The 13,200-nt window shown below is 60.7% G+C and carries 10 protein-coding genes; 3 read left to right on the top strand and 7 right to left on the bottom strand.

Annotated elements, in window-relative coordinates; genetic code table 11:
• Window positions 1-29: 29 nt before the first annotated feature.
• The 3 genes from hfq to PY254_RS10235 all read right to left on the bottom strand — a co-directional run bounded on the left by hfq (window position 30) and on the right by PY254_RS10235 (window position 3,726).
• Entirely contained in the window at window positions 30-311 is a 282-nt protein-coding gene (gene hfq, locus PY254_RS10245; RefSeq protein ID WP_281011946.1) for an RNA chaperone Hfq, read from the bottom strand.
• A 132-nt stretch (window positions 312-443) separates the two neighbouring features.
• Window positions 444-1,412, bottom strand: a complete 969-nt coding sequence (miaA, locus tag PY254_RS10240) for a tRNA (adenosine(37)-N6)-dimethylallyltransferase MiaA (RefSeq protein ID WP_281011945.1) — start codon at window positions 1,410-1,412, stop codon at window positions 444-446.
• 151 nt (window positions 1,413-1,563) lie between these two features.
• A complete protein-coding gene (locus PY254_RS10235) occupies window positions 1,564-3,726 on the bottom strand; it encodes a S46 family peptidase (protein WP_281011944.1) in 2,163 nt (720 codons plus the stop codon).
• A gap of 253 nt (window positions 3,727-3,979) precedes the next feature.
• Here PY254_RS10235 and tdh point away from each other — a divergent pair, with 253 nt between their 5' ends.
• Together tdh and kbl are read left to right on the top strand one after the other, a co-directional pair.
• The gene (gene tdh, locus PY254_RS10230; RefSeq protein WP_281011943.1) at window positions 3,980-5,014 is read left to right on the top strand and encodes an L-threonine 3-dehydrogenase; all 1,035 of its coding nucleotides are present in this window, start codon (window positions 3,980-3,982) and stop codon (window positions 5,012-5,014) included.
• A 1-nt stretch (window position 5,015) separates the two neighbouring features.
• Window positions 5,016-6,215: a glycine C-acetyltransferase gene (gene kbl / locus PY254_RS10225; RefSeq protein ID WP_281011942.1), complete on the top strand. Its 1,200-nt coding sequence runs from the start codon at window positions 5,016-5,018 to the stop codon at window positions 6,213-6,215.
• A 57-nt stretch (window positions 6,216-6,272) separates the two neighbouring features.
• On the opposite strand, the gene PY254_RS10220 is transcribed toward kbl, so the two are convergent.
• The 4 genes from PY254_RS10220 to PY254_RS10205 all read right to left on the bottom strand — a co-directional run bounded on the left by PY254_RS10220 (window position 6,273) and on the right by PY254_RS10205 (window position 12,059).
• A complete protein-coding gene (locus tag PY254_RS10220) occupies window positions 6,273-7,046 on the bottom strand; it encodes a pseudouridine synthase (RefSeq protein WP_281011941.1) in 774 nt (257 codons plus the stop codon).
• Window positions 7,047-7,167: 121 nt separating this feature from the next.
• Window positions 7,168-8,286: an OmpA family protein gene (locus PY254_RS10215; RefSeq protein WP_281011940.1), complete on the bottom strand. Its 1,119-nt coding sequence runs from the start codon at window positions 8,284-8,286 to the stop codon at window positions 7,168-7,170.
• Window positions 8,287-8,611: 325 nt separating this feature from the next.
• Window positions 8,612-10,063, bottom strand: a complete 1,452-nt coding sequence (locus tag PY254_RS10210) for a bifunctional 2-methylcitrate dehydratase/aconitate hydratase (protein WP_281011939.1) — start codon at window positions 10,061-10,063, stop codon at window positions 8,612-8,614.
• Window positions 10,064-10,115: 52 nt separating this feature from the next.
• On the bottom strand, window positions 10,116-12,059 hold the full coding sequence (locus tag PY254_RS10205) for an LTA synthase family protein (protein ID WP_281015201.1): 1,944 nt from the start codon (window positions 12,057-12,059) through the stop codon (window positions 10,116-10,118).
• Between the two features lie 441 nt (window positions 12,060-12,500).
• On the opposite strand from PY254_RS10205, the gene PY254_RS10200 reads away from it, so the two are divergent.
• A complete protein-coding gene (locus tag PY254_RS10200; protein ID WP_281011938.1) occupies window positions 12,501-13,181 on the top strand; it encodes a TerC family protein in 681 nt (226 codons plus the stop codon).
• The last annotated feature ends 19 nt before the right edge of the window (window positions 13,182-13,200 follow it).

Raw genomic sequence — 13,200 nt, 5'->3', positions numbered from 1 at the left:
CTCTGTCATGCGGGCTGGACCGCCCCGAATCAAGCGTGGGTGTCGTCTGCTGCCGAGGTATCGGCCGGATCATGACCCTCGTGCCCATCGTGGCCGTTGCCGATACGCACGTTGCGACTCGGTACCACGGTCGAAATCGCATGTTTGTAGACCATCTGGCTGACCTGATTGCGCAGCAGCACCACAAACTGATCGAACGATTCAACGGTTCCCTGCAACTTGATCCCATTGACCAGGTAGATGGCTACCGGCACTCGCTCACGCCGCAACGCATTCAAAAATGGATCTTGCAATGACTGCCCCTTGGACATTTCTTGTTCTCCCCTTGCCACGAACAGATCGGAGAAAAAACGCGAATGGCGCCCCGACCCAACATCGTTCGATGTTAGCTGCTTTCAAATGCTTGATGAAAGAAGATTTTTGCACCCGGCAAGGGCAGTACGTCACGCTTGCACGCTTGCCGCGCCCGATTCGCGCACAAACAACTCCACCGCGCTGCAGGCCTGCGTCAGCAAGCCCGCCTGATCCGGCTCGAACAAGCGTGCACCATGGTCACTGCGCAGCCAGGTGATCTGGCGCTTGGCCAGCTGCCGGGTGGCAAAGATGGCCCGGTCACGGAATTCTGTCGCGCTGGTGTGGCCGTCCAGATGCTCCCATGCCTGACGGTAGCCCACGGCACGGATGGCCGGCAGGTCCGCATTCAAGTCGCCGCGTTTGCGCAACACACCCACCTCGTCAAGAAAGCCATCCGCCAGCATGAGATCGAAGCGCCCGGCGATGCGCGCATGCAGCTGGTGCCGGTCGGCAGGAAGCAAGGCCAATTTCAGCACTCGCCACGGGAATGGAGCGCTCCTGCCGGCACCCTGCAATTCAGACAGCGGACGGCCAGTCAATTCGAATACTTCCAGCGCCCGTTGCAGCCGCTGTGTGTCATTACTGTCGATGCGGCGCGCGGCAACGGGGTCCACTTGTGCCAAGCGCGCGTGCATCGCCGGCCAGCCCGATTGCAGTGCTTCGGCACCCAGTCGCGCCCGCGTGGCCGGGTCGGCTTCGGGCAAGTCGGACAAGCCCTGCTGCAACGCCCGGAAGTACAGCCCGGTGCCACCCACCAGCAAGGGCACCCTGCCCTGAGCACTGATCCGCTCCATCACGGGCACGGCATCGGCACAAAAGTCAGCGGCAGAATAAGGTTGAGCCGGATCGCGGATATCCACCAGCGCGTGTGGATAACGCGCCAACGTCGCCGTGTCAGGCTTCGCCGTGCCGATATCCATGCCACGGTAAACCAGCGCCGAATCGACGCTGATCAAGTCCAGCGGGAATCGTTCGCTTAACTCGCAGGCCAGCGCCGTCTTGCCCGAGGCGGTGGGGCCCATCAGAAAGATGGCAAGGGGACGATGATCGACAGGCATGCGCCCATTGTAGGTGTCGACGCAGAGGATACCGAGAGTTTTCCATGACCCCGAGTCCGACGATCAAGCCACTGAGCGAACTTCCCGAACCACAGACGCAACGAAGGCCTGCGTCGAGGACGCAGGCCTTGCCGGCCATCCTTGTCCCGGCTTACTTTGCCGGCACGCCCATTTCCTTCAACAGATTGTCGGCATGGTCGAGGTGATGCATCACCCACAACATGTAGCGCACATCGACCTGGATCGAGCGGTTCAACTCCGGGTTGAACAGCCAGTCACCGCTGACCGACTCCCAATTGCCGTCGAACGCCAGGCCAACCAACTGTCCGTTGGCGTCCATCGCCGGCGAACCGGAGTTGCCGCCGGTGATGTCCAGATCGGCCAGGAAGTTCACCGGCAAGATGCCCAGCTTCGGTGAGGCGTAGCTGTCGAATGCTTTCGCCTTGATCGCGGCGATCTCGGCCTTCGGCGCGTTGAACGGCTCGACGCCGGTGTTCTTTTCGACGATGCCCTGCGCGGTGGTGAACGCTGCGTAGCTGACGCCATCGCGCGGTGCCACGCCCTGTACGTTGCCGAAGGTGACCCGCAACGAGCTGTTCGCATCCGGATAGACCGGCAGCTTCTGCGAATCCTTCCAGGCAATCATCGCCTGCATATAGCGCGGGCGCAGCTTGCTCATTTCACCGTCACGGGCATCGGCGGCATCTTCCAGGGTCTTCAGTTGTGGCTGCACTGCACGAGCCAGCTTGAGCATGCTGTCGCTGCTGGCGTCGATGGCTTTGCTGTCGGCGGCAAACCACTTCATGCGCTGGTCCACATGGTCCAGCGTGCTGCCGGCATACAGCGCGGCGACCTTGGCCGTCAGTTGCGCCTTGGTATTCGCACCGGCCAGCCATGCGTCCAGCGCCGGCAGACGTTCTGCTTGCGGCAGGGCCACGTAACGCGTGAGGCCGTAGACCATCAGCTGCTGGTCAACTTTTGCATCGAAACGGCGATCCATCTGCTTCAGTCCGCCTTCGATGCGTACCCAGTCACGCTCCTGATAACCGGCATCGCGTGCCAGATCGGCCTTGGGGCGTTCCTTGGCCAGCTGGGTCAGGCGCACGGCCGTACTCAGCAACTGGGCGCGCGTGACCAGACCGACGGCAAGGTCGCGATCACGATGAGCCTGATTGTCGGCGATCTGCTGACGCAGCGTGTTGATGTCTGCAGCCAGTGCGGCATTCTCCGCTCCACCCTGCTGCTTCAGCCAGGACTCCAATCGCGTTTCCTGCGCACGCTTCACCTCGACCGCCTCAGCGCGATGCAGACCTTCGAGCTGGCCCCCGAAGTTCTTCAGATAATTATTGAGACCCGCGACCATGCTGGCGTATTTCACCGCCACGTCGGGGTTGACCTTGCCCGCCGTGTTGATGATGTTCAGCGTGTCTTCGTAGACCTTGATCTGGGTCGGGTAGGTCCAGTCGATCGCGCTTTGCACTTCCTCGGCGAGGCGATAGCGATTGGTGCGGCCCGGATAGCCCACCACCATCACGTAGTCGCCCTGCTCCACGCCGAGCGGATTGACCTTGAGCACATGTTTCGGCTGGTACGGCACGTTGTCCTTCGAATACGCCGCCGACTTGCCATCCTTGGAGACGTAGGCACGGTAATAGCCGAAGTCGCCGGTGTGGCGTGGCCACATCCAGTTGTCGACATCACCGCCGAACTTGCCGATGGAGTCCGCTGGCGCGTAGACCAGGCGCACATCCTTGATTTCCAGTTGCTTGATCAACTGATAGCTGTAACCGCCATGGAAGCTGTACACACCACAGCGGTAGCCGTCGCTTTCGCACGCCTTCACCTGTTCCTTGATCGCCAGCTCGATCGCCTTGTAGCGATCGGCACCGGTCATGCCATCGCTCAGCTTCGCGTTGATGTCGTTGCTGACATCACGAATTTCTTCGGTGACGTAAATCCGCTGGGACGGCCCGGCGGACAGCTCCTCAGCGCGCGTCTTCGCCAGGAAGCCCTTCTCGATCAGGTTGTTTGCGGGCGTGGAGTTCAACTGCAAGGCGCCGTAAACGCAATGATGATTGCTCACCACCAGACCGTCCGGTGAAACGAAGGACGCGGTGCAGCCGCCAAGGCTGACGATCGCACCCATCGGATAAGCCGCAAGGTCGGTCAGCGCTTTCGGGTCCAGCTTCAGACCATGGTGCTGCAAGGTGGCGGCAATACCCGGAAGCTGGGCGGGCTGCCACATGCCTTCGACAGCATCGGCGGACGAGATCAAGCCGAGGGATACGGCAGCAGCAAGCAATAGACGACGCAAGACATTCTCCTGGGAAATTCCCGCCCGAAGTGGCGGAAGGTGATGGCGTAATATCTTGCGATATATGACCGAATCGAGCGCTTTCGGCATATGCCGCAAGTCATGCATGCGTTCTGCAGACCTCGCCACGGAGAGACCCGCGACAATCTGCGCCATCACTTCAGCCCCGTTCCGCTGACGCCAGCAAGAAATCTGCTGCGTTCTATAATCAACGTTTCCCTGCCCGTTCCGCGGGCCCACCAATGGATTCCCCATGTCGCAGACGATGAAAGCACTGGTCAAGCGCAAGCCCGAACAGGGCATCTGGATGGAAGAAGTGCCGATGCCCGTGGTCGGCCCCAACGAAGTGCTGATCAAGATCGAAAAAACCGCGATCTGCGGCACCGACCTGCACATCTACAAGTGGGACGAGTGGAGCCAGCGCACGATCAAGCCAGGCCTCACCATCGGCCATGAATTCGTCGGACGTATCGTGGAAATCGGCCCAGGCGTGACCGGTTACAACATCGGCGATCGCGTCTCGGCCGAAGGCCACATCGTGTGCGGTCACTGTCGCAACTGCCGCGGCGGTCGCCAGCATCTGTGCCCGAACACCATCGGCATCGGCGTGAACCGTAATGGCGCCTTCGCCGAATACATGAGCATGCCGGCGTCGAATCTATGGCCGATTCCCGACCAGATCCCGTCCGAGCTGGCGGCGTTCTTCGATCCCTACGGCAACGCCGCGCACTGCGCGCTGGAATTCAACGTGATCGGCGAGGACGTGCTGATCACCGGCGCCGGACCCATCGGCATCATTGCGGCCGGCATCTGCAAACACATCGGCGCCCGCAACGTGGTGGTCACCGACGTCAATGATTTCCGCCTGAAACTGGCCGCCGACATGGGCGCCACCCGCGTGGTCAACGTCACCAACCAGTCGCTCAAGGACGTGATGAAGGACCTGCACATGGAAGGCTTCGACGTGGGCCTGGAGATGAGCGGAAACCCGCGTGCGTTCGGTGACATGCTCGACTGCATGTACCACGGCGGCAAGGTCGCCATGCTCGGCATCATGCCGCGCGGTGCGGGCATCGACTGGGACAAGGTGATCTTCAAGGGCCTTACCCTGCAAGGCATCTACGGCCGGAAGATGTACGAGACCTGGTACAAGATGACGCAAATGGTGCTGACCGGCTTCCCGCTGCAAAAAGTGCTGACCCACCAGATCCACATCGACGACTTCCAGAAAGGTTTCGACCTGATGGACGCCGGCGTCTGCGGCAAAGTCGTCTGCTCCTGGAATTGACATGACCTATACCGCGAAAGACCGTTACACCGCCGAGCTGGCATCCATCCGTGAGCAAGGACTGTTCAAGGCCGAGCGCATCATCACCTCGCCGCAGTCCGCCGAGATCGAGCTGGAAGGCGGCCGCAAGGTACTGAACTTCTGCGCCAACAATTACCTGGGACTGGCCGACCATCCCGAAGTGATTGCCGCGGCCAAGAACGCGCTGGACACGCACGGCTTCGGCATGGCCAGCGTGCGCTTCATCTGCGGCACCCAGGATCTGCACAAGCAGCTCGAAGCGAAGATCGCCGAGTTCTTCGGCACCGAGGACACCATCCTCTATGCGGCCTGCTTCGATGCCAATGGCGGCCTGTTCGAGCCGTTGCTGGGCGAAGAAGACGCGGTGATTTCCGATGCACTGAATCATGCATCGATCATCGACGGCATCCGCCTGTGCAAGGCCAAACGCTTCCGTTACGCGAATAGCGACGTGGCCGATCTGGAAGCCCAGCTCAAAGCCGCCGATACGGCCGGTGCGCGCACCAAGCTGATCACCACCGACGGCTCGTTTTCGATGGACGGCTTCATCGCCAAGCTCGATCAAATCACCGCACTGGCCGCGAAATACGGCGCGATGGTGCACATCGACGAATGTCATTGCACCGGCTTCCTCGGCGACACCGGTCGCGGCGCCGCCGAGGTCAACGGCGTGATGGACAAGATCGACATCTTCACCGGCACGCTCGGCAAGGCACTCGGTGGCGCCTTGGGCGGTTTCACCACTGGCCGCAAGGAAGTCATCGAACTGCTGCGGCAGCGCTCACGCCCCTATCTGTTCTCCAACTCCTTGCCGCCGCATGTGGTTGCTGCAGGCATCAAGGTATTCGACATGCTGGCCAGTGCCGGCGATCTGCGTAACCAGCTCAAGGAAAACACGCGCTACTTCCGCGAACAGATGACTGCCGCCGGTTTCGACATCAAGCCGGGCGTGCATCCGATCGTGCCGGTGATGATTTACGACGCGCCGAAAGCGCAGGCGATGGCCACTGCCCTGCTCGAAGAAGGCATCTACGTCACCGGTTTCTTCTTTCCGGTAGTGCCGCAGGGTCAGGCGCGCATTCGCACGCAAATGAGTGCAGCACATACCCGCGAACATCTTGACCAGGCGATTGCCGCGTTTACCAAGGTCGGGCGCAAGCTGGGTGTGATCGGAAGCTGAGGGGCGGCCGAGAATACCCGGCGCATCGGAGCAGGAGCAGCGCCCGCGAGCGGGCCCCTAGGGACGAGGCATGGTAAGGGAACGCACTTCGTCCTCATCGAGTCGGCGCCACTGACCCTTGCCCAGCCGCCCCAATGGCAAGGGCCCGATGGCTACGCGGATCAGGCGCAACACGTCAAATCCCAGAGCAGCAAGCAACCGGCGGATATGCCGGTTGCGTCCCTCGTCCAGCACCACTTCCAGCCAGGCATTTTTCTCGCCTGCACGCAGCAAGGTGGCGCGTTGCGCTTTGAGCCAATCGCCAGCATCCTCGATACCAGCGAGCATCGCCGCCAGCACGACTGCATCAGGCAGTCCAGCCACCTGCACGTGATAAGTCTTGTCCAGGTGAGTCGCCGGATCGGTGATACCAGCCGCCCACGTGGTGTCGTTGCTCAACAACAGCAATCCTTCGCTGGCTTTGTCCAGCCGACCTACCGGGCCAAGCCAGGGCAGCCCGGCCTCTGCCAGTGCGGTATAGACCGTTGCGCGACCGTGTTCGTCGGCGGCACTGACCACGATGCCCCGTGGCTTGTTGAAAACGACGTAAACACTTTCGGTTCGCTTGACCGGCTGTCCATCGACGGCGAGCTGGTGCAGCGAAATCAGGGTTGGGTGATAGGGATCGCGAACCACTCGTCCATCAACACTGACCCGACCATCCCGAACCCACTGCTCAGCTTGGCTGCGCGAACAAGTACCGAGCTTGGACAGAACCCGAGCCAAACCATGCCGTGCCGGCTGGGTGGAAGTCGTGGGGGTTGTGCGACGGATGGATGGAGGACGAGGCATCGCGCTAGCGTAAAGGGTTGAGCCCTGCCGCCACAACGAAATACCTTTCCGCATTGGCACAAGGCAAAAAAAACCCGGCCGAAGCCGGGTTTTTTTATTTACTTCGACTACCGCGGAACGATTACTGCTGAACCTGCAGTTCCGTACGACGGTTCTGCGCGCGACCTGCGTCGGTAGCATTGTCGCCGATCGGGTTGGTTTCACCGTGACCGATCGGACCTTCCAGACGGCTGGCATCGATGCCATGGCTGGTCAGGTAGTTGTAGACGATCGACGCACGACGCTCGGACAGGCTCTGGTTGTATTCGTCAGAGCCCTTCGAGTCGGTGTAACCGGCAACCGTCACCTTCACCTGCGGGTAGCGCTGCAGGGTGTCGATGGCCTGCTTAAGCACGGCGATCGAATCGGCGCTCGGCTCGGCCAGCGACTTGGAGATGTCCGTCTCACCCTTCTTCGGGCGGTCGTACTTGAAGTTGACGCCACGCAGGTCGATCACGACCTTCTGCGCGCAACCGTCCGGTCCGACGATCGTACCAGCGGCCGTAGCCGGGCACTTGTCTTCGCAGTCATTCACGCCATCCTTGTCGCTGTCCATCGTCGAGCAATCAGCCGGCGGCGGGGTTTCAACGACCGGAGCAACCGCGGCAGCAGCCGGAGCACCGAAACGCGAGACGATGCTGAAGCCGAGGAACCAGTCACCGTAGCCGTCCTTAGCCGGCTGGCTCTTGTTGTCCCAGTCATAGCGATAGCCAGCTTCGACGCGGAAGTCAGAACTGTCATCGATGGTCTTGGACAAGCCGCCACCCAGTTCGGCAGCCGGCGACCAGCCGTTGCCATGAATACCGTGATGGTTGCTGCCCATCACGCCGGCCAGCAGGTACGGACGCCATGCGTTCCAGTCACCCGCATAGAAGCGCACAGCGGCGCCGACGTTGTTGTTCGACCAGCTGCCACCACCATCAGCTTTGCGGCTGGTGTGGTCCCAGAACAGATCGACCGAGGTGTTCGACGAAATGTAACGACCAACACCCAGACCGAAATAGAACTGACGGCTGTTGGTGTTGCGATCGGTATCGTTGTAGTAGCCGCCCACGGTGGGAGCGATGTACCAGCGACCATCATAGGACGGAGCGGTCATCGACCCAGCAGTGTCGGCCGGAGCAGCCGCGTCCTGTGCATGAACGGCACCTACGCCGCCCAGGGCCAGCGCAATCAGAAAATACAAGCCCGTACGTTTCATCAGGTGTCTCCTCAATTATTTGATTTTCGCGTCCGTTCAATTCCAACCGGAGTCGCGTATGGAACTGAACTACGTCACTCAGAGCCCATTTAGCCCCTGCTTGGCGTTTATGCGACAAGCGGCTGAGATTGTAGCAAAAATGTTAAGTGGTTCTCGGATTAATAACCTTTACCGCGATTTTCGGTGAGGTTTCATTCAGGAACACCGTTTTCTTGAGCTTTTCGAATGAACTACTCGGCAAATTCAACGGCAAACCAGCGGCACGGACGAAATGGACGGTGTTCACTGCGTCCGAGCCCGCCTTAAGGTCTCACTCACATCGTCTTTACAGTGTGAAGAGGCCGAGGAACTGATGTAACGGCATCGCGTCCAACTGCGCCGGGTCTTTGGTCGCTGCCATGATGGCCTTGACCTTGTGCGCCGGCAGGTGTCCGCGCATGGCCGCTTCGAATTTCTGCAGCAACACCGGAATGCCTTCGGCACGGCGCTTGCGATGGCCGATCGGGAAATCAATGGAGACCTTGTCCGTGCTGCTGCCGTCCTTGAAGAAAACCTGCACGGAATTGCCGATATAGCGCTTGGCGGGATCGAAATAATCACGAGTGAACTGCGGATTTTCAACCACCGTCATCTTCTCGCGCAGCGCGTCGATGCGCGGATCAGCCGCCACGTCATCGTTGTAGTCATCCGCCACCAGGCGACCGAAGATCAGCGGCACCGCCACCATGTACTGGATGCAATGGTCGCGATCGGCGTAATTCGCCAACGGGCCGGTCTTGTCGATGATGCGGCAACCGGCTTCCTGGGTCTCGATGGCGATGCGCTCGATCTGGTCGAGCTTGCCGGCAACCTGAGCATGCAGCTGCATGGCGCATTCCACCGCCGTCTGCGCATGGAATTCTGCCGGGAAGCTGATCTTCAACAACACGTTTTCCATCACGTAGCTGCCGAACGGGCGCTCGAACTCAAACGGCTTGCCACCGAAGGCAACGTCATAGAAGCCCCAGGTCTTGGCGCTCAACGCAGAGGGATAACCCACCACGCCGCGGTAGACCGCGTTGATTGCGTGAGTCACCGCACGCCGGCAGGCATCACCCGCCGCCCAGCTCTTGCGCGGGCCGGTGTTTGGCGCATGACGGTAGGTTCGCAGCGCGCCGTTGTCGATCCAACTGTGCGACACAGCCGTGGTGATCTGCTCCTTGTCACCCCCCAGCATGGCGGTAGCCACGGCGGTAGACGCCAGCCGCACCAGAATCACGTGATCCTGCCCAACGCGATTGAAGCTGTTCAATAGCGCGTAGCAGCCCTGGATTTCGTGAGCCTTGATCGCATAACCCAGCACGTCGCGCACGGTCAGCGGCTGGCCACCCTCACGCTCCGCCTTGCGGCTCAAATAGTCACCCACCGCAAGAATGCTGCCCAGGTTGTCCGAAGGATGGCCCCACTCGGCAGCCAGCCAAGTGTCATTGAAGTCGAGCCAGCGAATTTGTGTGCCGATGGCGAACGCGGCCTGCACCGGGTCCAGCTCATGGCTGGTACCTGGCACGCGGGCACCACCCGGCAGGGTGGCACCTGGCACCAGCGGCCCCAGATGCTTGACGCATTCAGGGAACTTCATCGCCAGCATCGAGGTACCCAGTGAATCCAGCAACATGTAGCGCGCAGTATCGTAGGCCTCGCGGGAATCGACCTTGTAATCCACCACATAGTTGGCGATATCAACCAACGGCTGATCGGGATCGGGACGGACGGCGGAACGGATGTCGTGTGCGCTCATGGTCATTCTCGCTGGATAAAACCGCGATTTTAACCTTTCACGCTGGTAAGCGTCAGTGGGGCTTGCGCGCGTCGAGCACCTGCGTTCGTATATACCAGTCACGCAGAGCCACGCCGGCCGCAACCTTGCGAAGTACCGGCGCTTCGGCCGCTGGCACCGGTTCGCCCTGGGCCGCAATGCGGGTATAGGGCACCGTCCACGGATGCCACTGGGGATGGCCCAGCCCGAACGCCACACCTTGCGGGAGGTAGACACGCTGGAACATCGCCAGACCATGATCATCGGCCGTCGGTGGCCCGAACAAGTTCACACCGGTATTGAAATAGCGTCCGCCCGGAATGGCCAGGTTGACCAAGGTGGGCAGCATGTCCTCATGCCCGGCAAAGCGCGCAGTATCGACATGCTCTGGTCGCAATGCCGGCGGCAACCGGAAGAAACCCACCACCCTGTCGACATCCGGCTGTTCCGCCGGTAGCGCGTAACGATAGTGGTCACGCAAGTTGTGGTCCCCCGCCCCCGCAACGATGGTGTCTGCTGCCAACGGACTCGCCTCGATGCCATCGAGAAACGCTCCAAACTGATCGGCCTGATACTGATACGTGGTCAGGATTCGACGACGCAATGCCATGTCGGGGTTGCCTCGCGTACCCAGTAGCGCCGGGTTGATTGGCAACTTCGCGTGAGGTGTGTCCAGTGTGTAAGGCGGATGATTCGTCGTCGTCAGAACGAACAGGAAGACCGGCACGTGCTGCGCTTCCGCCTTGTCCAGGATGTCGCGCGCAAAGCGGAACAGGTACTCGTCGTAAACGCCCCATGCGCTGCTGCCGGCCTGAGGGTAACGCGCTCGTATGTCGGCCTGATCGTAGATTTCTTCAAAACCCTGCCGCTTGAACACCTTGCCGATATTGCGCCAGTCGGCGCCACCGCCATAAACAAACACTGTGCGATAGCCGGCTTGCCGAAACGGAATGGCAGCAGACGTGGACAGCGCGATCCGGCCTGCATTACCCAACGTCAGCGGCGTGATCGACGAACCCAGCAGCAGGTTTTCCAGCTCCGGATGCGTGCCGTTCTGGCCGGTGATGAAATTGGTGAACAGGTAATCGTGCGCCAGATGCGGTCGCAGTCGCCCGAGCATGTCGTTGTCCGGACCGTCCACGTGCAGTACGTCGAATCCGAATGACTCCAGCAAGGCCAGCACCACGTTCGGCCTTGTTCCCGATGCCGCACCCGGCACTGTAGCGAATAACTGGCTGGCAATCTGATCGTCGCCGCCACCAGCCAGACCGAGAGCGGCAGCTGCATCCTTCGGACTGCGAAAACCCAACTCATGCAGGCGTATCTGCGGGTCACTGCCAATATCAATTTCGCGCTCACGCACCCTCACCGCCTTGTACAGCGTCAGGGGCGCATTCAAAACCAGTTGGTTATCGAACGGATCAGGCGAAAACACCACGTCCTGACGAATCAACGGAAACGTGCCCAGGCTGCCGCGCGTGATCAACGCCAGCAACAGCAACTGCCCGACGATCAGCAGCACCCGCGCCCAAGGCGATGTCACAGAAAGGCGACCCGTGATCCATCGCGTGCCACGCTTGAATATCCAGTACAGAAGCACTGCGGAAAGCAGCAGCCCCAGCAGCCCCCACATCACCGGATACGCGTGCCAGATCGTCACCGCTACCGCCGAGGTATCGTCCTCGAACAAGCCGAATACCACCGGGTCAAAGCGCGAGTGGTAGAAGCCGTAGTAATAGAACTCGCAGGCGGACAGCAGCCCGAACAACAGCAGCAACACCAGCAGCAGGACGCTCCCCACTTTTGCCACCGCGCCACGCACTCGCGCAGGCAGGAGCAGCAAGGGCAAGCTGAATACCAGCACGACACAAGCCCAGCCCCCCGCCACGGCAGCGTCGTAACGCGCGCCACGGGCCAGTTCCGGCAGCAACACCGACCAGCCCGGCAAACGCGCCGCTCCCGCGTAACCGAACCACATGGCCACGCGCGCGATTCCCAGAACCACCAGCGACAAGCCGATAAACGTCCATATCCGGGCAAAAATTCCCATCAAAACGGAGAAAACACTGGCCGAAGAACGGGTCGAAAACGTTGGGAGACTATTCATGCGACGCAATTGCATCAGTACCCTCCCATCCTGTCCAGCGTCTTCACCACGAGTGGCGCAACCCAGACCCTTGTCCGATCGTCATGACTGCGCTTGACGCACCATGCCGCGAACCGCAGAATCGACGCTGCAACACCATCCCAAAAGGGAGTAGTTCACGCGGCAGTTCTTCTGCCCGGTGTGACGATCGTCAACACGAGCGAGGCTTCGCTCCGGTCGTCCAGCAGTCATCCTGCGAACGAGACTTTTGCGGTAGTTACGGGCCGCGCGCGTCCGTGGCTGCTGCATTGTCCGACGCGCAAGGAATGTCCGATGGATTTCACGTCTCCCAACTTTCTCTCCGGCCTGCTGGCCATCATCCTGCTCGACCTCGTGCTGGCCGGCGACAATGCCATCGTGATTGCGATGGCCGCCAGTCGGTTGCCAAAAGAACTGCAGAAGAAGGCCATTTTCTGGGGCACGTTCGGTGCCATCGCGATCCGCTTTGCACTGACCGCGGTTGTCGTCTACCTGTTGGAAATTCCCGGCTTGATGCTGGCCGGCGGCTTGCTGCTACTCCCGATCGGCTGGAAATTACTGAACCAGGGCGACGAACACGGCCCGCACATCAAGGCCGGCAACACGTTCTGGGGAGCATTGCGCACGATTATCGCCGCCGATGCGCTGATGGGTCTGGACAACGTGCTGGCCATCGCCGGCGCGTCCAAGGGTCACCTGTTGCTGATCATCCTGGGGCTGTTGATCAGCGTGCCGCTGGTGGTATGGGGCTCGACGTTGATCCTGAAATTGATCGATCGCTATCCCATCATCATGTATATCGGCGCCGCAGCCATCGCGATCACTGCCGGCCGCATGATCAGTCATGACCACCTGGTCAGCGCGTGGTTCGACGCGCACTTCTGGGCTCCCTACGCACTGGATGCACTCGCTGTGGCAGGTATCTGCGGTGGCGCTTGGCTTGTCCATCGGCGCAAGAGTCGTGCCGGACAGTAAGCCGCTGGCATCCGATGAA

The sequence above is a fragment of the Rhodanobacter sp. AS-Z3 genome, from assembly GCF_029224025.1.
Lineage (GTDB): Bacteria > Pseudomonadota > Gammaproteobacteria > Xanthomonadales > Rhodanobacteraceae > Rhodanobacter.
The sequence above is the reverse complement of the archived record's forward strand: the minus strand, read 5'-3'. Positions and strand labels throughout refer to the sequence as shown.